This is a genomic window from Caulobacter hibisci (assembly GCF_016135805.1).
In the GTDB taxonomy this organism is placed as follows: Bacteria; Pseudomonadota; Alphaproteobacteria; order Caulobacterales; family Caulobacteraceae; genus Caulobacter; species Caulobacter hibisci.
The window spans coordinates 84,380-104,912 of the sequence record NZ_JADWOX010000014.1 but is presented as its reverse complement, the minus strand read 5'-3'; the positions used below and the strand labels follow the sequence as shown (position 1 = coordinate 104,912).

23 protein-coding genes, 1 tRNA gene and 1 pseudogene are annotated in these 20,533 nt (G+C 68.2%); 15 read left to right on the top strand and 10 right to left on the bottom strand.

The annotated features are described in order from the left end of the window. Position 1 precedes the first annotated feature (1 nt). From I4Q42_RS18370 to I4Q42_RS18355, 5 genes and pseudogenes are all read right to left on the bottom strand, one after another. Positions 2-532: an ankyrin repeat domain-containing protein gene (locus I4Q42_RS18370; RefSeq protein WP_198577538.1), complete on the bottom strand. Its 531-nt coding sequence runs from the start codon at positions 530-532 to the stop codon at positions 2-4. A gap of 64 nt (positions 533-596) precedes the next feature. After that, a complete protein-coding gene (locus tag I4Q42_RS26660) occupies positions 597-860 on the bottom strand; it encodes a catalase-related domain-containing protein (protein WP_408611100.1) in 264 nt (87 codons plus the stop codon). Between the two features lie 96 nt (positions 861-956). Continuing rightward, positions 957-2,156 (bottom strand): annotated as a pseudogene (locus I4Q42_RS18365) (catalase); the annotation flags it as partial. 96 nt (positions 2,157-2,252) lie between these two features. Continuing rightward, the gene (locus tag I4Q42_RS18360) at positions 2,253-3,191 is read right to left on the bottom strand and encodes a hydrogen peroxide-inducible genes activator (protein WP_232793261.1); all 939 of its coding nucleotides are present in this window, start codon (positions 3,189-3,191) and stop codon (positions 2,253-2,255) included. A 171-nt stretch (positions 3,192-3,362) separates the two neighbouring features. Further along, on the bottom strand, positions 3,363-4,127 hold the full coding sequence (locus tag I4Q42_RS18355) for an alpha/beta fold hydrolase (RefSeq protein WP_198577536.1): 765 nt from the start codon (positions 4,125-4,127) through the stop codon (positions 3,363-3,365). 94 nt (positions 4,128-4,221) lie between these two features. Between I4Q42_RS18355 and I4Q42_RS18350 the strand changes: the two genes are divergently transcribed. Then, positions 4,222-4,764 (top strand): hypothetical protein, encoded by a 543-nt coding sequence (locus I4Q42_RS18350; protein WP_198577535.1) that lies wholly within the window; start codon positions 4,222-4,224, stop codon positions 4,762-4,764. A 228-nt stretch (positions 4,765-4,992) separates the two neighbouring features. After that, entirely contained in the window at positions 4,993-7,128 is a 2,136-nt protein-coding gene (locus tag I4Q42_RS18345) for a sodium-translocating pyrophosphatase (RefSeq protein ID WP_198577534.1), read from the top strand. Between the two features lie 230 nt (positions 7,129-7,358). On the opposite strand, the gene I4Q42_RS18340 is transcribed toward I4Q42_RS18345, so the two are convergent. Next, positions 7,359-7,913, bottom strand: a complete 555-nt coding sequence (locus I4Q42_RS18340) for a response regulator (protein WP_198577533.1) — start codon at positions 7,911-7,913, stop codon at positions 7,359-7,361. A gap of 179 nt (positions 7,914-8,092) precedes the next feature. Continuing rightward, entirely contained in the window at positions 8,093-8,581 is a 489-nt protein-coding gene (locus I4Q42_RS18335; protein WP_198577532.1) for an outer membrane protein assembly factor BamE, read from the bottom strand. Between the two features lie 121 nt (positions 8,582-8,702). On the opposite strand from I4Q42_RS18335, the gene I4Q42_RS18330 reads away from it, so the two are divergent. The 7 genes from I4Q42_RS18330 (at position 8,703) to I4Q42_RS18300 (ending at position 13,033) form a co-directional block, all read left to right on the top strand. After that, positions 8,703-9,233: a ubiquinol-cytochrome C chaperone family protein gene (locus I4Q42_RS18330; protein ID WP_198577531.1), complete on the top strand. Its 531-nt coding sequence runs from the start codon at positions 8,703-8,705 to the stop codon at positions 9,231-9,233. Continuing rightward, complete coding sequence (locus I4Q42_RS18325) at positions 9,218-9,757, top strand: YceD family protein (RefSeq protein ID WP_198577530.1); 540 nt, start codon at positions 9,218-9,220, stop codon at positions 9,755-9,757. Before I4Q42_RS18330 ends, I4Q42_RS18325 begins: the two co-directional genes overlap by 16 nt. Positions 9,758-9,842: 85 nt before the next feature. Further along, a complete protein-coding gene (gene plsX, locus I4Q42_RS18320; protein WP_198577529.1) occupies positions 9,843-10,925 on the top strand; it encodes a phosphate acyltransferase PlsX in 1,083 nt (360 codons plus the stop codon). After that, positions 10,922-11,899: a beta-ketoacyl-ACP synthase III gene (locus I4Q42_RS18315; protein WP_198577528.1), complete on the top strand. Its 978-nt coding sequence runs from the start codon at positions 10,922-10,924 to the stop codon at positions 11,897-11,899. The genes plsX and I4Q42_RS18315 overlap by 4 nt, the downstream gene beginning before the upstream one ends. 236 nt (positions 11,900-12,135) lie before the next feature. Next, the gene (locus tag I4Q42_RS18310; protein WP_058346906.1) at positions 12,136-12,438 is read left to right on the top strand and encodes an integration host factor subunit alpha; all 303 of its coding nucleotides are present in this window, start codon (positions 12,136-12,138) and stop codon (positions 12,436-12,438) included. A 13-nt stretch (positions 12,439-12,451) separates the two neighbouring features. Beyond that, positions 12,452-12,883, top strand: coding sequence for a MerR family transcriptional regulator (locus I4Q42_RS18305; RefSeq protein WP_198577527.1), 432 nt, complete (start codon positions 12,452-12,454; stop codon positions 12,881-12,883). Between the two features lie 73 nt (positions 12,884-12,956). Further along, positions 12,957-13,033, top strand: a tRNA-Pro gene (locus tag I4Q42_RS18300). 90 nt (positions 13,034-13,123) lie between these two features. Here I4Q42_RS18300 and I4Q42_RS18295 read toward each other — a convergent pair. Beyond that, entirely contained in the window at positions 13,124-13,366 is a 243-nt protein-coding gene (locus I4Q42_RS18295; RefSeq protein ID WP_332873111.1) for a DUF2842 domain-containing protein, read from the bottom strand. Next, positions 13,357-13,608, bottom strand: coding sequence for a GlsB/YeaQ/YmgE family stress response membrane protein (locus I4Q42_RS18290; protein WP_198577525.1), 252 nt, complete (start codon positions 13,606-13,608; stop codon positions 13,357-13,359). Before I4Q42_RS18290 ends, I4Q42_RS18295 begins: the two co-directional genes overlap by 10 nt. 185 nt (positions 13,609-13,793) lie before the next feature. Here I4Q42_RS18290 and I4Q42_RS18285 point away from each other — a divergent pair, with 185 nt between their 5' ends. The 6 genes from I4Q42_RS18285 (at position 13,794) to I4Q42_RS18260 (ending at position 19,853) form a co-directional block, all read left to right on the top strand. Beyond that, complete coding sequence (locus tag I4Q42_RS18285) at positions 13,794-14,825, top strand: COX15/CtaA family protein (protein WP_198577524.1); 1,032 nt, start codon at positions 13,794-13,796, stop codon at positions 14,823-14,825. An 81-nt stretch (positions 14,826-14,906) separates the two neighbouring features. After that, positions 14,907-16,385: an alkaline phosphatase gene (locus I4Q42_RS18280; RefSeq protein WP_198577523.1), complete on the top strand. Its 1,479-nt coding sequence runs from the start codon at positions 14,907-14,909 to the stop codon at positions 16,383-16,385. Positions 16,386-16,580: 195 nt separating this feature from the next. Next, entirely contained in the window at positions 16,581-17,054 is a 474-nt protein-coding gene (rplM, locus tag I4Q42_RS18275) for a 50S ribosomal protein L13 (protein WP_110118255.1), read from the top strand. 3 nt (positions 17,055-17,057) lie between these two features. Beyond that, positions 17,058-17,531, top strand: coding sequence for a 30S ribosomal protein S9 (gene rpsI, locus I4Q42_RS18270; protein WP_198577522.1), 474 nt, complete (start codon positions 17,058-17,060; stop codon positions 17,529-17,531). A 161-nt stretch (positions 17,532-17,692) separates the two neighbouring features. Next, a complete protein-coding gene (gene argC / locus I4Q42_RS18265) occupies positions 17,693-18,646 on the top strand; it encodes an N-acetyl-gamma-glutamyl-phosphate reductase (protein WP_198577521.1) in 954 nt (317 codons plus the stop codon). A 100-nt stretch (positions 18,647-18,746) separates the two neighbouring features. Then, complete coding sequence (locus I4Q42_RS18260) at positions 18,747-19,853, top strand: Fic family protein (RefSeq protein ID WP_198577520.1); 1,107 nt, start codon at positions 18,747-18,749, stop codon at positions 19,851-19,853. Here the strand turns inward: I4Q42_RS18260 and I4Q42_RS18255 are convergent. Further along, positions 19,850-20,458, bottom strand: coding sequence for a DUF1287 domain-containing protein (locus I4Q42_RS18255; RefSeq protein WP_198577519.1), 609 nt, complete (start codon positions 20,456-20,458; stop codon positions 19,850-19,852). The two genes, I4Q42_RS18260 and I4Q42_RS18255, sit on opposite strands and share 4 nt — an antisense overlap. Positions 20,459-20,533 lie beyond the last annotated feature (75 nt).

Here is a 20,533-nt window from a genome sequence, read left to right as displayed (position 1 = left end):
CTCAGCGGCCGCCCAGCGCCGCCACGACGCCCGTCGCGCCTTGGCGCGTGGCCAGGCTCAGGGCGGTGTTTCCCGAAGCGTCCTGCGCGGAGGGCGACGCGCCCTTGGCGACCAGCAGCCGAACCTGCGCCTCTCGGCCGAACAGGCTGGCCATCATCAAAGCCGTCTGCCCTTGGGCATTGGTCTGGTCGACGGGGCAGGGGGCCTTGTCGAGCAGCAGCCGCGCCATGTCGTCGTCGCCCTTGAAGGCCGCGCCCATCAGGGCGGTGTTGCCGCGCGGATCGACGGCGCAGGCGTCCGCGCCACGGGCGATCAGCACGCTCACGAGGTCGGCCTTGCCGTTGTAGGCGGCCAGGGTCAGGGCCGTGTAGCCGCGGTCGTCCCGGGCGTCGATCGGCGCCCCGGCGTCGAGCAGGGTCGTGACCAGGTCGGCGCGGCCCTCGCGCGCGGCGGCGAAGAAGCTGGCGCGCGGATCCGGCGCGGGGGCGAGCGGCGCGCTCTGCAAGGCGAGCGCGAACAGTGCGGTGAACATCGAAGCTTTCTGAAAAAGAGAAAGCGGGCCCGCCGGAGCGAGCCCGCTGAAGGCGAGAGGGAGGTTAGTTGGCCGCCAGCTTGACGGCCTCGAGGGCCTTGGCCGCCCGCGCCTTCACGGCCGCCAGGTCTAACTTGGTCGCCGTCGCCAGCCGGGTCCCGTAGTCGGGATCGGCCGCGTAGAAGTGGCTGACCATGATCTCCTTGATCTCCGGCACGGTGACTCCGTTCAGGTCGGCCGACAGGTTGCGGATCAGGGCCGCCTTCTGGTCTTCCGGCAGGCGGTTCCAGAACAGCCCGGCCTGGATGAAGGGCTCCTGCTTGCCGATCGCCTTCTGCTGGATGGTGGTCGAAACCTCGTAGGGGCTCAGCTTGTAGGCCGCCGTGTCGGCATAGGCGCCGGCGTCCCGACGGCGCGAGGGCTGGTAGTTGACGTCGCCGACGCGCGGGACGGTGTTCATCGCCCCGTCCTGGGCGCCGTTCGCCACCGGGCTCCTGGGCGCGTTGACCGCCAGTTGCTGATAGTTCGGACCCAGGCGGTGGCGCTGGGTGTCGGCATAGCTGAACAGGCGGCCCTGCAGCAGGCGGTCGGGCGAGGGCTCGATGCCGGGAACCATCACGCCCGGCGAGAAGGCGCTCATCTCGGTCGACTGGAAGAAGTTCTCCGGCACCTTGTTCAAGGTCATGGTCCCGACCTTGATCTCCGGCATGTCGTACCAGTCCTTGGTGGCGTCGAACGGATTGTAGCTGAGCTTGGCGACGTCCTCGGGCTTGAGGATCTTGGCGTAGAGATCCCACTTGGCCGCCTGGCCCTTGCCGATCGTCGCATAGAGGTCGTCGGTCAGGTAGTTGAAGCCGGCCTTCTCGGCCTGCTCAGGCGTGTAGTTCCTGATGCCCTGCTGGCTTTTCCAGTGGAACTTCACGAACACCACCTTGCCGTCCTCATCGACCAGCTTCAGGGCGTGGACGCCGTTGCCGTCCATGGTCCGATAGCTCTGCGGCGTGCCCAGGTCCGTATAGAGCTGGGTGATCATGTGCGTGCTCTCGGGCTGGTGACTGAAGAAGTCAAAGAACCGAGTCGGGTCCTGCTTGTTCGTCACCGGCGAGGGCTTCAGCGAGTGCACCATGTCGGGGAACTTCATGGCGTCGCGGATGAAGAACACCGGCAGGTTGTTGCCCACCAGGTCCCAGTTGCCCTCGGTCGAATAGAACTTGGTGGCGAAGCCGTGCGGGTCGCGCAGAAATTCCGGCGAGCCGTTCGGGTGAATGACCTTCGAGAAGCGCACGAACACCGGGGTCTTCACGCCGGCCTTGAACAGGGCGGCCTTGGTGAACCGGTCGAGCTCGCCGTTGGAGACGAATTCACCCTCCGCGCCCGTGCCGCGGGCGTGGACGACGCGCTCGGGAATGCGTTCGCGGTCGAAGCGGGCCAGCTTCTCGATGAGGTGGAAGTCCTCCAGCATCACCCCGCCCCATTCGCCGGCGGTCTTGGAGTTCTGGTTGTCCCCGACCGGAGCGCCGCTGTCTTGCGTCTGGCGCGGGGTCTCGGCGGCCTGGGCGGCGCCGGCGGCGATCAGGGCCGCGGCGGCGAGGATCGCGGCGGAAGGGGAGTGTCGGGACGTCATCTGGCCTCCTGGGGTGCGTCTGTCGACGCTCCTGATAGGAGCCGGGTCCGACCATAAGAAACGAAAGGAATTGGGCTCATTGATCGATCGAACCGATCAAGCGATCTCGATCTCGTCGGCGAAGGTCGGACCGTCTTGCGGCATGGCCAGCCCCTGGCGGATGTGCTGGGCCAGCAGAGCGAATTCCTCGGCGCGAGGCGTATTGCGCCGCCAGGCCAGGGCCACCGTGCGATGGGCCTTGGGCGTGTCGAGCGAACGGGTGACGATCGGCGCGCCGGCGATGACGCCGGCCTCGACGGCCATGGCGGGGATCAGGCTCAGCCCCATTCCCGCGCCCACCAGCTGCACCAGCGTATGGACGCCCGCGCCGCGTCCGGGCCCCCGTTCGAGGTCGCGGCGCTCGCACGCCCCAAGTGCGTGGTCGCGCAGGCAGTGGCCGTCGTCCAGCAGCAGCAGGCGGTCGGCCGGCAGGTCGGCCGGCGCGATCGTCGGCTGGGCCGCCAGCGGATCGTCGGCGTGCAGGGCCACCAGTATGTCGTCGTCGAACAGGGCCACGTGATCCAGCCCGTCGCAGGGGAACGGCAGGGCCAGGACGAGGCAGTCCCGGGCGCCGCGCGCCAGGCCTTCGCAGGCCCAGTGGCTCATCTCCTCGTGCAGCACCACCTGCAGGTCGGGACAGGCGGCCTTCAGCGCCGGCAGCAGGCGCGGCAGCAGGAAGGGGGCGATGGTGGGGATCACCGACAGTCGCAGCGTCCCGCTCAGCGGAACGGCGGCGACCCGGGCCAGGTCGGTCAGGTCGCGCGCCTGGCGCAGCATGTCCTTGGCCCGCGCGGCGGCTCGCACGCCCAGCGGCGTGAAGAGGGTCACCCGCCGGGTGCGTTCCACCAGGCGCGCGCCTAGGATCGCCTCCAGCTCCTTCAAGCCCGCCGAGAGGGTGGATTGCGTCACATGGCAGGCGTCGGCCGCGCGGCTGAAGTGCATGTGCTCGTGAAGGCTGACCAGGTATTGCAACTGCCGCAGGGTTGGCAGGATCATGTGCGCACGGTCGGCGAGAGGCGGCGGCCGGCGGGGGGCGGGCCGTGGTGGTGGCGGGTCATGAAGGGCTCCGGAGGCCCGCAAACTTCACCAGGCCGTCGGATAAGGCGAATTGATAGTTTTCATCCGCGGGATCGAGGCGCTCGATAAGGCGCGCCGCGAGGCCTTCGCCTAGTCGCCGAAGAACGTCACCAACGCCGCCGCAAACCCTGGATCCCCCACCGCCGTCCGGTGATCACCCCTCACCACCAGCGCCCGCGCGCCCGCGATCGCCGCGGCCAGGCGGTCGGGATGCACCGCCAGCGGGTCGGCGTCGCCGGCGAGGATCAGGGTCGGGGCGGCGATGCGGTCCAGCGGGATCGGCTGGGCGTGGACGACGCTGGCCTGGGCGGCGAGGGCGCGGCGGTCGGCGCCGATGGCGTCGGCGAACTGGCGGAAGGGCAGGGCGGCCGGGTGGCTGATGGTGGCCGGGGCGTCGGCCAGCAGGGCCTCGACGATGGCGGCGCTGGGCACGTGGCGGGTGTCGACGCCGCCGGTGGCGACCACGCCCTCGCCGACGCCGGCGGCGACCAGGCGGCGCACGCGCGGCTCGCGGCTGGCGCAGATCAGGGCGACGATCGCCCCCATGGAGTAGCCGGCCAGGTCGATGGTGGGGACGGCCAGGTGGTCGATCAGCTCGCTGACGTCCTGGGCCATCCGCGCCTCGCCATAGAAGGCCGCATCGTGCGGCTTGTCCGAGGCGCCGTGGCCGCGGGCGTCGATCGCGATCACCTTGCGGCCGGCGGCGACCAGGGCGTCGACGATGCCCGGGGCCTTCCAGTTGATCAGGCCGCTGGCCGAGAAGCCGTGGTGCAGCACGACGGGCGGGGAGGCCGCGTCCTCGCCCCAGGCCTGGTAGGCGATCGACAGGCCGTCGGAGGTCGTGAAGCGGGGCATGGCGCGATCCATTCGGATTCAAACGATTGTTCGATCGCTAGCACGGCCGCGCTCGGTAGCGAAGCCTCAAACCTTCTGCGGTAGGGGATGGGGCATGGTCTCTTCCGCTGTCTCCCGCCGCGCCGTCCTGGCGTTCGCCGCCGCGCCCCTGGTGCTGGCCGCCGCCCCCGCCTTCGCCCGTTCCGACAAGAAGAAGGAGAAGAAGGAAGGCGGCGAGGGCGAGAAGGAAGCGCCCGATCCGGTGATCAAGCTGGGCTCGATGGCCCTGCCGATCGTCGCCGAGGGCCGGCTGATCAACTACGTCTTCGTCGACCTGTCCCTGACCCTGCCGCCCGAGGGCGACGTCACCGTCTTCGCCGGCAAGGAGCCGTTCCTGCGCGACGCCCTGGTCCGCGCGGCCCACAAGCAGCCGTTCAACAAGCCCGGCAGCTACGTCCTGCTCGACGAGGCCAAGCTGAAGAGCACGGTGATGCGCGAGGTCACGACCCTGGTCGGCAAGGGCAAGGTGGCCTCGGTGACCATCGGCAAGCAGACCCCCCGCAACTTCGTGCCGCCGCCCAAACCGGCGCCCAAGCCGGGGACCCCCGCGCAGGCCAAGCCGGCGCCGCGCGTCGATTCGGCCCCCATCATTCCCTAAGGTCGCCCTCGGCCCATCGCGAACGCCGTTCTCGCAAGCGGTTGCGCGCATGACGGGTGGATGGCAGTGTTTGCCCCTTGGCGCCGATGTCGGGGCCAAATCAGGGAGCATCGAGGGGGTATGAGGCCATAAGGCCCGCCGCCGCTTCCGGCCTGGGGCGGTTCATGCCGCACCCTGTCCGGGATCCGCGACCCCTCGTGATTGGAAACACGAAGGGGCACTAAACCCATGAGTTCTTGGCTTTACGTAGCCATCGGCGCCGGGCTTCTGGCGGTGCTGTATGGCGCGGTCCAGACCGCCAGGCTTTTGAAAGCCTCGCCGGGCGATGCGAAGATGCAGGAAATCGCCGCGGCCATTCAGGAAGGCGCCCAGGCCTATCTGAACCGTCAGTACACCACCATCGCCATCGTCGGCGTCGTCGTGATCGCTCTGCTCGCCTTCTTCTTCAAGAGCTGGGAGCAGCCGGTGGGCTTCGCGCTGGGCGCGATCCTGTCGGGCCTGGCGGGCTTCGCGGGCATGCTGATCTCGGTGCGGGCCAACGTCCGCACCGCCCAGGCCTCGTCCGAGAGCCTGGCCAAGGGCCTTTCGATGGCCTTCACCTCCGGCGCGGTCACCGGCATGCTGGTGGCGGGCTTCGCCCTGATCGGCGTGGCCGGCTACTTCGCCCTGCTGCTGTCGGTGGGCCATGAGGGCACCGACCGGGTGGTCATCGACTCCCTGGTGGCCCTGGGCTTCGGCGCCTCGCTGATCTCGATCTTCGCCCGGCTGGGCGGCGGCATTTTCACCAAGGGCGCGGACGTCGGCGGCGATCTCGTCGGCAAGGTCGAGGCCGGCATCCCCGAGGACGACCCCCGCAACGCCGCCACCATCGCCGACAACGTCGGCGACAATGTCGGCGACTGCGCCGGCATGGCCGCCGACCTGTTCGAGACCTATGCGGTGACCACGGTCGCCACCATGGTGCTGGCGGCGATCTTCTTCACCGGCACCGACGTCGTCGGCTCGATGATGCTGCTGCCGCTGGCCATCTGCGCGGTGTGCATCGTCACCTCGATCGTCGGGGCCTTCTTCGTCCGCCTAGGCAAGAAGCAGAACATCATGGGGGCCCTCTACCAGGGCCTGATCGTCACCGGGGTGCTGTCGATCCCGGCCGTCTGGTGGGTGATCCACCAGCTGGTGCCCGACGCCATCGAGCTGGACGGCCGTCTCTTCACCGCCGACAACCTGTTCTACTGCGGCCTCGTCGGCCTGGCGGTGACGGCGCTGATCGTGGTGATCACCGAATACTACACCGGCACGGGCTTTAGGCCGGTGAAGTCGGTGGCCCAGGCCAGCGTCTCCGGTCACGGCACCAACGTCATCCAGGGCCTGGCCATGTCGCTGGAATCCACGGCCCTGCCGGCCCTGACCATCATCGTCGGCATCGTGGTGACCTATAACCTGTCGGGCCTGTTCGGCATCGCCATCGCCACCACCACCATGCTGTCCCTGGCCGGCTTCATCGTCGCCCTGGACGCCTTCGGCCCCGTCACCGACAATGCCGGCGGCATCGCCGAGATGGCCGGGCTTCCGCCGGAAGTCCGCGTCACCACCGACGCCCTCGACGCCGTCGGCAACACCACCAAGGCGGTGACCAAGGGCTACGCCATCGGCTCGGCCGGTCTGGGGGCCCTGGTGCTGTTCGCGGCCTATACCGAGGACCTGAAGTTCTTCTCCGAGAACGCCGCCCCGGGCAGCTTCTTCGACGGCATGGGGCCGGTCAGCTTCGACCTGTCCAACCCCTATGTCGTGGTCGGGCTGCTGTTTGGCGGCCTGCTGCCGTTCCTGTTCGGGGGCCTGTCGATGACCGCCGTCGGCCGTGCGGCCGAGTCGGTGGTGGCCGAGGTCCGTCGCCAGTTCCGCGAAAACCCGGGCATCATGACCTACGAGACCAAGCCCGAATACGGCAAGGCGGTCGATATCCTGACCAAGGCCGCCATCCGCGAGATGATCGTGCCCAGCCTGCTGCCGGTGGTCTCGCCGGTGGTGCTGTTCTTCGTCATCAACGCCATCGCCGGCAAGGTCGACGCCTTCGCCTGCCTCGGCGCCATGCTGATGGGGGTGATCGTCACCGGCCTGTTCGTCGCCATCTCGATGACCAGCGGCGGCGGCGCCTGGGACAACGCCAAGAAGGTGATCGAGGAAGGCTTCACCGACAAGGACGGCGTCCTGCACAAGAAGGGCGGCGAAACCCACAAGGCCGCCGTCACCGGCGACACCGTCGGCGACCCCTACAAGGACACCTCGGGTCCGGCCGTGAACCCGATGATCAAGATCACCAACATCGTGGCCCTGCTGCTGCTGGCGGTGCTGGCCCACGGGTGATCTCAAGCGCGTGGTGAGACGAGAACGCCCCGGGGCTCATACGCCGGGGCGTTTTCTTTTTGGCGATGCTGAACGCGCATCCCCCTTCAAAAGTCATCGCCCGCTTCATGCGGGCGACCCAAGCTGAGCCAGCCATATCCTGACATGCCGCTTGGGTCGCCCGGACGAGCCGGGCGATGACATCTGTTGTTGGGGCTACTGGGTGGTGTGGCCGAGAAGGAACCGCCCCCTCAGTAGCACTCCTCGGGATCGAACGCGTGAACCTCCGCCTCGCCGCCCAGCGGTGTCGGCGCCGGCTGTGCGCCGCGGCGCTCGTCGCCGGTGAAGTCGTGGTCGATGCGGCGACGGCGGCAGGGGCCGAAATAGTCGCCGACCCGCACGAAGTCGCGCGGGTTGTTGATGACCTCGTTGATGCGGTGCATCACGCCGCGCGCGGTGATCGGCTTGGCCAGGAACTCGGTCACGCCGGCCATCCGGGCCTCGTCCAGGCTGCGGCGGGTGGCGTGGCCGGTCATCATGATCACCGGCGCATACGGATTGGGGCTGGCCGGCGAGTTGCGCACCCAGTGCATGAAGGCCAGGCCGTCGACCGGCTGCATCATCAGGTCGGTGAAGATGATGTCGATCTCGCGCTCGGCGAAGGCCTTCAGCCCCTCGACGCCGTCGCCGGCTTCGATGATCCGCCGCACGCCCACGGCTTTCAGGATCGCGGCCAGGATGCCGCGCATGTTGGCGTTGTCGTCGACGATGAGCACCGTCAACGCCCGCAGATCCGGCGCGTTCAAAGCACTACTCCCCCAGAGCGACGCCAGGGTTGGGGCCCGGACGTCGGCTAAGCGGAGAGGTTGCGGGGCGCTTGCTTGACGAAACGTTGATACCGCGACGAAAAGTCGCGGGAAATCACACGCTTATGGTCAAGTTTCCGGTCGTGTACGGTCGGGTTTCCGACTTAGGGCGGGCCGCTCTAGCGACGATCGCCAGGACGGGTGCCGGGCACGCCTTCGTCGTCCTGGGGCAGCATGCCGCCACGGCCGACGTTGCCGAGCAGCTGCTCGAGGATGGTCATCTCGCGACCGCGGGTCGGGGTCTCGCGGCCGTTGTAGGCGATGACCTTGCCGTCCTTCAGGGTGAAGGTGTCGACCGAGGCGACCTTCTCGTCGGCGGCGTTGAACTTGATCGCCACCACGTCGCGCTTGATCACCCGCGGCTTGTAGAAGGCCACGCGGTCGGTCGTCTGCGAGACGTAGTACCAGGCGTTGCTGTCGAAGGTGGAGGTGGCCGAGGGCGAGCCCAGCTTTTCCATCACGGTCGACTTGCTGTCTTCGCCGACCTTCATGTCCACCGGCTTGGCCTCGATGGCCTGGAAGCCGGAATAGCTCGTCAGCGGCGTGCAGCCTCCGACGACGGCGGCGAGGCCGATGGCGGCGGCGGCGAAAACGGCGGGACGAAACATTGAGGCTCCGGAACCGGAAGAAGGCTGGACTTTGACCTATCGCTCGCGCGGGCTTAGTTCAATGGCCCGCGTAGCTCGACAGGCCATCTAGGGCGGGCTCGCGGCGAAATAGAGGCGTGGAATGTTTCTGGATCGGCTTCTGAAGCCACGGCCCGCAAGGATAGCGGGTGAAAAGCTCTACACGGCGGCCGTGGCCCAGGCCCGGTCGCCCCGGTTCTACGCCGAGCTGGGCGTTCGCGACTCGCTGGAAGGCCGGTTCGAGCTTTTCACCCTGCACGTCGTGCTGGTGATGGAGCGGCTGAAGGGGCAGGGCGAGGCGGCGGGCGAGACCTCGCAGGCGGTGTTCGATTCCTATGTCCGCGGCCTCGACGACGCCTTCCGTCAGATCGGCGTATCCGACACCGCCGTCGGCAAGAAGATGAAGAAGCTGGCCGGGGCCTTCTACGGCCGGCTGAAGACCTATGACGAGGCGTTCGCGACCCTGCCGGAGACGGCCGATCTCGACGCGGCCCTGGCCCGCACCGTATTCGAAGAGCGCGGCGAGGGAGACATCGTCGCCGTTAGCGCCTATGTGCGGTCCGCGCGCGACGGGCTGGCCGGCCAATCGCTGGACGACCTGCTGAACGGAGAAGTGCAATGGCCGAGCGTTTGATCGATCCCTGGCCCAGCACCGTCACCCTGGCCCGCGTCGACCGCGGCGGGGTGGACCTGAAGCTGGCCCCCGACGAGACCGTCCTCAAGGCGATCGCCAAGCAGCTGGACCTGGTGTCGCTGCATGACCTGAAGGTCGACGTCTATCTGCGCTCGTGGATGGACGGGGCCGAGGTCTCGGGCGTGCTGCGCGCCCGGGTGGTCCAGACCTGCGGCGTCACCGCCGATGATTTCGAGACGCCGATCGACGCCCGCTTCAGCCTGCACGTCCTGCCGGCCAACAGCGAGCACGCGCCGCAGGACGAAGGCGGCGAGCTGGGCCTAGACCCCGAGGGCGACGATCCGCCCGACGTGCTGGAAGGCGAGACCATCGACGTCTCGGCCTATGTGATCGAGCACCTGGCCCTGGAGATCGACCCGTTCCCGCGCAAGCCCGGGGCGGTGTTCGTGCAACCCGAGGAGCCCGTCGACCTTTCTCCCTTCTCAGCCCTGAAGGGTCTGAAATCCAAGGAAGAAGAGGGCTGAATTCGCCCTTTCTCCGCCGGGCGTGATATCACGCCCGGAATCAAGCGGGCCGCATCGCGACCGCCACAGGAGTCGATAGCGTCTCGTGCCACAGCCTGTTGTCATTTCGATCGACGCCATGGGCGGGGATCACGGACCATCCGTGGTTGTACCCGCCCTAGAGATCGCCGCCAAGTCCCTGCCTGACGTTCGCTTCCTGCTGCACGGCGACGAGGCGGCGCTGAACGCGGAACTGGCGCGCGCCCCCGCTGCGCGGGCGGTGTCGACCGTCGTCCATACCGACAAGGCCATCGCCAGCGACGAAAAGCCCGCCCAGGCCATGCGCCGGGGCAAGGGTTCCAGCCTGTGGAACGCCGTCGAGACCATCCGTTCGGGCCAGGCCGTGGCCTGCGTCTCGGCCGGCAACACCGGCGCCCTGATGGCGATCTCCAAGCTGATCCTGCGGATGAGCGCCGACCTGGAGCGTCCGGCGATCGTCGCCTCCTGGCCGACCATGAAGGGCGTCTCGGCGGTGCTCGACGTCGGCGCCAATGTCGAGAGCGACGCCGAGCAGCTTGTCGAGTTCGCCATCATGGGCGCGGCCTTCCACCACGCCGTGCACGGCTCCAAGCGCCCCACGGTCGGCATCCTCAACGTCGGCTCCGAAGACCAGAAGGGCCACGAGGAAGTGCGCGAGGCGCACCGCATCCTGCAGGACAGCCCGCACTTCGACTTCGACTATCGCGGCTTCGTCGAAGGCACCGACATCGCCTACGGCACCGTGGACGTCGTCGTCACCGACGGCTTCACCGGCAATGTGGCCCTGAAGACCGCCGAGGGCCTGGCCCGGTTCTTCGGCAACGAGATCAAGGCCACGCTCACCGCCGGCCCGCTGGCGATGCTGGGCGCCCTGATCGCCTCGGGCTCGCTGAAGAAGATGAAGCGCCGCCTCGACCCGGGCCGGGTCAACGGCGGTCCGCTGCTGGGTCTCAACGGCATCGTGGTCAAGAGCCATGGCGGCGCCGACGCCAACGGCTTCGCTTCGGCCATCCGCGTCGCCGTGGATCTCGCCCGCAGCGACTTCACCGCCGAGATCGATCGTAACTTGAAGCGTCTGACCGCGGAAAAAGACAAAGCGGCCAAGGACGACGGCGCCCCCGGCGCCGAAACCCAGGGAGCCGCCGAGTGAGCGTAGTCCGTAGCGTGGTGACCGGCGTCGGGGCCTATCTCCCGCCGGGCATCGTCACCAACCAAGACCTGTCGAAGGTGGTCGACACCTCCGACGAATGGATCATCGAGCGCACCGGCATCCGCCAGCGCCACAAGGCCGCCGACGACCAGGCCGTTTCCGACCTCGCGACCGAAGCCGCCAAGCAGGCGCTGGAGCGGGCCGGCAAGACCGCCGCCGACGTCGACCTGATCATCGTCGCCACCACCACGCCCGACCTGACCTTCCCGGCCACCGCCGCCATCGTCCAGCGCAAGCTGGGCGCGGGCGTCGGCATCGCCTTCGACGTTCAGGCGGTGTGCTCGGGCTTCGTCTACGCCCTGTCGGTGGCCGACGGTTTCGTGGCCCGCGGCCATGCCAAGTGCGCCCTGGTGATCGGCGCCGAGACCATGACCCGCCTGATGGACTGGACCGACCGCGGCACCTGCGTGCTGTTCGGCGACGGCGCCGGCGCGATCGTGCTGGAGCCGCAGGAAGGCGAGGGGACCACGGCCGATCGCGGCCTGCTTGGCTTTGCTCTGCGCGCCGACGGGACCAAGCAGGACCTGCTCTATGTCGATGGCGGCCCGTCGACCACGGGCACGGTCGGCAAGCTGCGGATGCTGGGCAACCAGGTCTTCAAGCACGCCGTGGTCAACATCTCCGAGGCCATCGTCGCCGCCGCCGAGAAGGCGGGCGTGACGGTGCCGGAGGTGGACTGGTTCATTCCGCACCAGGCCAACCAGCGAATCCTCCAGGGCGTGGCCAACCGCTGCGGCATCGACGAGGAAAAGGTGATCTCGACCGTGGCGCTGCACGCCAACACCTCGGCGGCATCGATTCCCCTGGCCTTCGCCCACGCGGTGGCGGACGGGCGGATCAAGCCGGGCGACCTGCTGCTGCTTGAGGCTATGGGCGGCGGCCTGACCTGGGGCGCCTGCGTCCTGCGCCTGTAGTGAACAAGAATCGGGCTTGCCTCACGGCGAGCTTGACCTTGGGTTGGCGGCGGGGCTGCGTCGTCATATGAGGTATTCGGCTTGACCCTTTGACTTCATGCGGTATTCGCGGCATGCAGTCTTGAGTTGACGAGGTCAAGCCGCGCGAGATCGGGGTTTTCGTGCGCCCCGTTTGGCGGGTGATAAGTCGATTGGCGCGGACCATCTTGGGTCCACGTGTAGCGTAAGGGGGCGTTATGAAGGGTTCGACATTGACCCGGGCTGACCTCTGCGAGGCGGTCCACGAGGAGGTAGGCCTGACGCGTCAGGACTGCGCCGGTCTCGTCGAGCGTACTCTCGATCTGGTGGCCGAAGCCCTGGAGAAGGGCGAGACGGTCAAGCTTTCTGGATTCGGCGTCTTCCAGGTCCGCGAGAAGCGGGCCCGCATGGGGCGCAATCCCAAGACGGGCGAACCGGCCGAGATCGAGCCGCGCAGGGTCATCGGCTTCCGGGCCTCTCAAGTCATGAAGGCGCGCATCGACAGCGCCTTGGACGACTAAGGGAATCGATGCGGTGGCGAAGGGGCCCAACGCCTTCCGCACGATTTCCGAGGCCGCCGAAGAGCTAGGCGTCCCCCAGCACGTATTGCGTTTCTGGGAGACCAAATTCTCCTTCATTCGCCCGATGAAGCGGGCCGGCGGGCGACGGTTCTACCGCCCGCAGGACATCGCCGTGCTGAACGGCGTGCGTGCTTTGCTGCACGCCGAGGGCTACACCATCAAGGGCGTCCAGAAGCTGCACCGCGAGCAGGGCGTCAGCCATGTGATCGCCGCGGGCCTGGGCCAGAACGGCGCGGCCTTCCTCGAATCTCCCATCCTCGACGAGCTCGCCGATTCGACCGGATCGCGGGCCCCCAGCCCTGAGCGCCGACGCCGCCTGGTCGAGGCTCTGGACGACCTGACCAGCGTCAAGGCCCGTCTGGACGGGCTTTTGACGCGTTCCTGAGGCCTCGCGAAAAGCCCTCGATTTCCGATTGCCGAGTCGGGGAGCGGCGCCTATAAGGGCGCTCCTTCCGCGTCGGAGCGTGGCGCAGCCTGGTAGCGCACTTGACTGGGGGTCAAGGGGTCGCAGGTTCGAATCCTGTCGCTCCGACCATTCTCTCCCCGGAGAGAAGGCCGCGGAAGAAACGCAAAGGCCGCCCTTCGGGGCGGCCTTTTTCGTTTCCGGATTGGCGCTCGCCCGAGGCTATCGCTCGCCGACGTTCAGCGGCTTGTCCGCCTTGCCCATCCAGGTGATCAGCGGAATGACCGGCAGGATCCAGCCCATGCCCAGCGCCACGAAGTAGATCAGGTGCACGGCGCGGTTCAGGGGCAGGTGGTCGTAGAGGCTGGTGAAGGCCCAGATCCAGCCCAGCAGGATCGCGACCACGCCGATCGAGCCGATCAGCTTGCGCAGGCGGGCGGGAATGAGGGGAGCGCTCAAGCGGATCTCCGGAACAGGCCGACCACGGCCAGGAACAGGGTGGCGCCGACGGCCGAGACCACCAGGCTGCCGAGGAAGCCGGGGATCACCAGGTGCAGGCTCTGGGCGATGAAGGCCCCGATGAACGAGCCGATCACCCCGATCAGCATCTGCATGAACAGGCTGTGGCGGCGGGCCAGGGCCAGGTCGGCGATCCAGCCGGCCAGGATCCCGATCACCAAGGCGACGAAAACGCCCACGCCGCTCATGTCACATCCCCCTGGAACGCGCTGCGCCCCCGCAGCCCACGCACAATGCCACGCGGCGAGGGCCGCGTCATGCGCGCCCTTAAGCGCGAGCGGGCGATGGACAGCGGCGCCTTGCCGGGAGTAGGGCGCGGGAGTAGGGGTCTTGCCGCCCCATTTCGGCCCAGAACAGGCGTTTTTTCCGCGTCATGACTTCGTTCCTGCGTTCCGACCGTTCCCGGCCCGTGGCCGTCTGGCTGTTCGTCGTGGCCGCCCTGGTCTTCGGCATGGTCGTGGTCGGCGGCGCCACGCGCCTGACCGACTCGGGGCTGTCGATCACCCAGTGGAAGCCGATCATGGGCGCCCTGCCGCCGATGTCGGAGGACGCCTGGCGGGCCAATTTCGAGCTCTACAAGCAGATCCCCCAGTACCACCTGGTAAACCCCGACATGACGGTCGAGGCCTACAAGGGCATCTTCTGGTGGGAGTGGGCGCACCGGCTGCTGGGCCGGATCGTCGGCGCGGCCTTCGCCCTGCCGTTCGCCTTCTTCCTGGTCCGCCGCATGCTGCCGCGCCGGCTGATCCTGCGCTGCGGGGCCATGCTGGCCCTGGGCGGCCTGCAGGGGCTGGTCGGCTGGTGGATGGTCTCCAGCGGCCTCTCCGAGCGGGTCTCGGTCGCGCCCGAGCGGCTGATGGTGCACCTTGGCCTGGCGCTCGCCCTGTTCGTGCTGCTGATCTGGACCGCGCTCGACGCCTGGAACGGCGCGCCGCGCGTCGAGGAGCGCAGCGACTGGCGCGGTTGGGCCCTGGCCTTCCTGGGCGCGGTGTTCTTCCAGAGCCTGCTGGGCGCCCTGGTAGCCGGCAACGATGCGGGCCTCGTCTACAACGACTGGCCGCTGATGAACGGCTCGCTGCTGCCGACCGAATACGCCGGCAAGGGCCTGTGGGGCACGCTCGCCCACAGCCAGGGCGCGGTGCAGTTGCATCACCGTCTGATGGCCTACGCCGTGTTCGCCGCCGCCATCGTCCTGGCCGTCGGCGCGGCTCGCGCTCGCCGCCTGCCGCAGGACGCCAAGCTGGTCGCCTACGCCGTGCTCGGCGGCGTTGTTATCCAGGCGGGCCTGGGCGTCTGGACCCTGATGGCCGCCGTGCCGCTGAGCCTGGGCGTGCTGCACCAGGCCGGCGCCGCGATCCTGCTGGCCGCCTCCACCGCCTTCGCCTGGCGCGTGCGGCGACCGTAACGCGGGTTTATCGGAGCCCCCCGAAGAACTGTCACGAAACGTCAGCACAGGACCTTCCGTGTCCCTGCTGGAGATCCCCTCGTGATCCGCGTTTCCTCGCTCCTGGCCGGCGCCTGCGCCCTGGCCCTCGCCCCGTCCTTCGCCGCCGCCGCCGACACCACGCCCGCCCAGGCCGCCGACGGCTACTACAAGGCCGGCGAGGCCGCCCTGGCCAAGGCCCTGACGATCAACCCCAACGCCGGCAAGGCCAAGAACGTCGTCCTGTTCCTCGGCGACGGCATGGGCATCTCCACCGCCGTGGCCAGCCGCATCTACGAGGGCCAGCAGCGCGGCGTCGACGGCGAGTCCAACGCCCTGGCCTTCGAGAAGCTGCCCTGGGTGGCGCTCTCCAAGACCTACAGCCACGACACCCAGGTCACCGACAGCGCCGCCGGCATCACCGCCATCACCACCGGCGTGAAGACCCGCAACAAGGTCATCGGCCTGACGGGCGTCGCCAAGCCGGAAGCCTGCGCCGACGAGGCCGCCAACCGCGTCGAGACCATCGCCGAGATCGCCAAGGCCCACGGCCTGTCGGCCGGCGCGGTCACCACCACCCGCATCACCCACGCCACGCCCGCCGGGACCTACGCCCACACCGCCTATCGCGATTGGGAAGGCGACGGCGACATGCCGGCCGAGGCCCTGAGCGGCGGCTGCAAGGACATCGCCCGCCAGCTGGTCGAGGCGCCGGCCAAGATCCGCCTCGACGTCGCCCTGGGCGGCGGCCGCTCGCGCTTCCTGCCCGAGGACAAGGGCGGCAAGCGCGCCGACGGCCGCGACCTGACCGCCGAGTGGACCAAGGCCAAGGGCGCGGCCTACGTCACGACCGCCGACCAGCTTAAGACGATCGATGCGACCAAGACCGGCCCGGTGCTGGGCCTGTTCGCCGGCGAGCACCTGCCCTACGAGGTCGAGCGGCCGATGCTGGGGCAGGGCGTGCCGACCCTGGCCGACATGGCCACAAAGGCCGTCGACATCCTGTCGCAGAACCCCAAGGGCTACTTCCTGCTCGTCGAGGGCGGCAAGATCGACATGGGCAGCCACCTCAACAACGCCAAGCGCACCCTGACCGAGACCGTCGAGTTCTCGAAGGCGATCGAGGCCGTGCTGGCCAAGGTCGACCTGAAGGACACCCTGGTCATCGTCACCGCCGACCACAGCCACGGCCTAGTGATCTCGGGCTACGCCGCCCGCAGCGCCCCGATTCTCGGCCTGGCCGGCAACGAGGGTGAGCCTGTCGTGGCTGGCGACGGCAAGGCCTACACCGTGCTCAGCTTCGCCACCGGTCCTGGCGGCGTCGAGGGGAACGACCTGCGCGCCGATCCGGCCCACGAAGACCTCGACGAGGTCGACTACCACCAGCAGGCCGGCGCCAACCTGCCCAGCGCCGCCCACTCGGGCGAGGACGTCGGGATCTATGCCGACGGCCCCGGCGCCTATCTGGTCCGCGGCGTGGTCGAAGAGAGCTACATCTTCCAGGTCATGCGCCACGCCTACGGCTTCGACGCGGCCAAGTAGACGGCCCCGACCCGGGAATGCGGCGCGATGCGGTATTTAGATACCGCATCGCGCAATCCCTTGTTCCACAAGGCTTTCCGAACTTTCCTGCGCACGCATTGTTGACAGGCGGCCAACCCTTCGGTATCAGCCGCCCCTCACGCGGACGGAGCCGGTTCCTTGGTTCCCGACGCACAGGAATTACGGATCAATCCCATGCAAAAGACCACGGCTTCCCTGAAGCCCGCCGAGGTCGAGAAGAAGTGGATCGTGGTCGACGCCAAGGACGCCGTTGTCGGTCGTCTGGCGACGTTCATCGCCATGCGTCTTCGCGGCAAGCACCGTCCCGACTACACCCCGCACGTTGACTGCGGCGACTTCGTCGTCGTCATCAACGCCGACAAGGTGAAGTTCACCGGCAAGAAGCTGGACGACAAGGTTTACTACCGCCACACCGGTCACCCGGGCGGCATCAAGGAAACCACCCCGCGCAAGGTCCTGGAAGGTCGCTTCCCGGAACGCGTCCTGAACAAGGCCGTCGAGCGCATGCTGCCGAAGGAAAGCCCGCTGGCGCGCAAGCAACTGACGCACCTGCTGGTCTACGCCGACGCCGAGCACCCGCACCAAGCGCAGAACCCGGAAGTCATCGACTTCGCGGCGCGCAACGTCAAGAACACCCGGAGCGCCTAAGTCATGTCCGAAGCTCAAGGTTTTGACGCGCTGGCCAGCCTGTCCAGCAACCCGCAAGCGGCCGCTCCGGCCGAGCCGAAGATCGACGCCCAAGGCCGCGCCTACGCGACCGGCAAGCGCAAGAACGCCATCGCGCGCGTCTGGATCAAGCCGGGCTCGGGCAAGGTCACCGTCAACGGTCGCGACCAGGAAGTCTACTTCGCTCGTCCCGTCCTGCGCATGATGATCGCCCAGCCGCTGCAGGTCACCGACCGCCTCGGCCAGTTCGACGTCGACGTCACCGTCGAAGGTTCGGGCCTGTCGGGTCAAGCCGGCGCCATCCGCCACGGCCTGTCCAAGGCCCTGACCTACTACGAACCGGCTCTGCGCCCGGTCCTGAAGCCGCACGGCTTCCTGACCCGCGACAGCCGCGTCGTCGAGCGTAAGAAGTACGGCAAGGCCAAGGCCCGCCGCAGCTTCCAGTTCTCGAAGCGCTAAGCGCGTCTATACGCGTTTGGAAGAGGGCGCTTCGGTTCACCGAAGCGCCCTTTTTCTTGCGATTTTTCTCGGATCCACAGGGTCCGAACGCGAGCGTCGGTCACACGGCGCTGCAAGACTGGGCGTCTGAGCACAGGCCGGCCCAGGTCGAGGAGTAGGCAATGGCGAACGCCCCCAAGGTCTTCATCGACGGCGAAGTCGGCACCACCGGCCTGCAGATTCGCGAGCGCCTGATCGGCCGCACCGACCTGCAGCTGATCTCGATCGATCCCGACAAGCGCAAGGACGCCGCCGCCCGCGCCGAGATGCTCAACGCCGCCGACGCGGTGATCCTGTGCCTGCCCGACGACGCGGCCAAGGAAGCCGTCGGCCTGATCGAGAACCCGCTGGTCAAGGTGATCGACGCTTCCAGCGCCCACCGCACCAACGCCGACTGGACCTACGGCTTTCCCGAGCTCGACAAGGAACAGCGCAAGAAGATCGCCGGCGCCAAGCGGATCTCCAACCCCGGCTGCTACGCCACCGGCGCCATCGCCCTGACCAGGCCGCTGGTCTCGGCCGGTCTGCTGCCGTCCGACCTGCCGGTCTCGTTCAACGGCGTCTCCGGCTACACCGGCGGCGGCAAGGCGATGATCGCCGAGTTCGAGGACGAGGCCTCGCCGACCTACACCAAGGTCGCCTACCGCATCTACGGCCTGTCTCTGACCCACAAGCACGTGCCCGAGATCCAGAAGCACGGCGGCCTGCTGTCGCGCCCGATCTTCACGCCCGCCGTCGGCCGCTACGCCCAGGGCATGCTGGTCGAGCTGCCGCTGCATCTTGGCCTGCTGGAAGGCTCGGCCTCGCTGGGCGACATCCACGCCGCGCTCGCCGCCCACTACAAGGGCGAGGCCTTCGTCGAGGTCGCCTCGCTGGACGAGGCCAAGAGCCTGACCACGCTGGATCCCGAAGGCCTGAACGGCACCAACCGCATCAAGCTCTTCGTCTTCGGCTCCGACACCAGCGGCCAGGCCCGCCTCGTGGCCCTGCTCGACAACCTCGGCAAGGGCGCTTCGGGTGCCGCCGTGCAAAACCTCAACCTGGCCCTGGGCCTGGAGGAGAAGGCGGGTCTTTGATCCGCAGTAGGGGTGAGCCGTTGGACGCGTGATCGATAAGGTTGTCTTTATCGATCATGTGGGGCTGTATTTTGATCGATATATCGACTAGATATCGATCATGGTTTGGAATTGGCAACAGCCCGACTGGCCTGATTTCGTCTGGAGCCAGGACAAGCTGGCGCCGTTCGAGACACGTTTCATCGAAAACGCGGGCGTCCTGATCGGCGTCTCCAAGCACTTGCCCGTCGACGATCGCAACGCCCTGCGCATCGAACTGATGAGCCACGAGGCCGTCGACACCTCGGCCATCGAAGGCGAACCGCTGGACCGCGACAGCGTCCAATCCTCCATCCGCAGGCATCTTGGCCTGGCGGGCGATCGTCGCCGGGCTTCGCCCGCCGAGGCCGGAATCGCCGAAATGATGGTCGATCTCTACGAGCAGGCCGCACAGCCGCTGACCGAGGAGACGCTGTTGCGCTGGCATCGCTGGATCGCCAACGGCCGCACCGATCTTACGGACATCGGTCGCTACCGCACTCATGCCGATCCCATGCAGATCGTCTCCGGCGCGGCCCATGCTCCGAAGGTGCATTTCGAGGCCCCGCCATCAGCCGCGCTGCCGGCGGAGATGGCGCGCTTCTGGGCCTGGCTGGCGCGCACCGCGCCGGACGGCGAAGCGCCGCTTCCGGCCGTCGCCCGCGCGGGGCTCGCCCATCTGTGGTTCGAGAGCATCCACCCCTTCGAAGACGGGAACGGCCGTATCGGCCGCGCGATCAGCGAGAAGATCCTGGCCCAGGGGCTGGCGACGCCGGCCATCACTGGCATGGCCGGAACCTTGCTCCGGCACCGCAAGGCCTATTACGCCAAGCTGGAGCGCGCCCATCGCGACCTGGAGATCACCGACTGGCTGCTGTGGTTCGCCGCCAAGACGCTGGAGGCCCAGCAGAACACGCTGAGCCAGATCGAGTTCGTGATCGAGAAGGCGCGTCTCATGACGCGGCTGCGCGGCGCGATCAACGAACGCCAGGAGCGTGCTCTGCTGCGGCTCTTCGCGGCGGGTCCAGAGGGCTTCAAGGGGGGGCTCAGCGCCGCGAACTACATGACCATCACCGGCGCGCCTTCAGCCACCACCACGCGCGATCTGTCGGGCCTCGTCGAGCTTGGGGCGCTGGCCAAGACCGGCGCGAACAAGGCCACGCGCTATCATCTGGTTCTCGCCGCCTAAACCCGCCACCGGTAATGCCCGACGGGCTTGTGCAGCTTCAGCATCCACAGCGGCTCCTCGCGGGCGCCGGCGCCGATATTGTGCACCACGCGCGGCTTGTCGGGGCCCTCGACGAGCACGCCGATGTGGGGGCGGCCGTTGCCGAACAGGCGCCAGGTGACGACGTCGCCGGGCTCGGGCTGCTCGAAGTCGTCGCCGGCGCGGGCGGGCTGGCCTGGACGCAGCCGCGCGCCCTGGCGATCGAGATAGGTCTCCAGGTTCAACACCCGCCGATGGTCGATATTGGCGTCAGCGCTCTTCTGGCCCCAGGCCTGGCGGGCGGGATAGGCGGCGAAGGCGCGGACCATGTCGGCATGGACACGTTCCTGCAGATCGACGTTCCAGGCGTCGCGCGCGGCCCGCACCAGCACGTCGGCGCAGACCCCGGTGGAGCGCAGCACGTCGCCGTTCGGATAGCTGATCGCCCTATAGCTGGGATCGTAGTCGAGGGTCACGCCCACCTGGGCCCGCGCCGCCTTGGCCAGCCGCAGGCCGTCGCCCCGACTCGCCGCGCCCAGCCAGGGAGCGGCGGCCAGCAGGCCCAGAGTTGCGCGGCGGTCGAGCATGGCGGCAAGCTCAACCTTGATCAGGGCGAGTTTTGGGCGAACGGGGGTCTTTGGTCGGTAATTGGCGCAACCAAA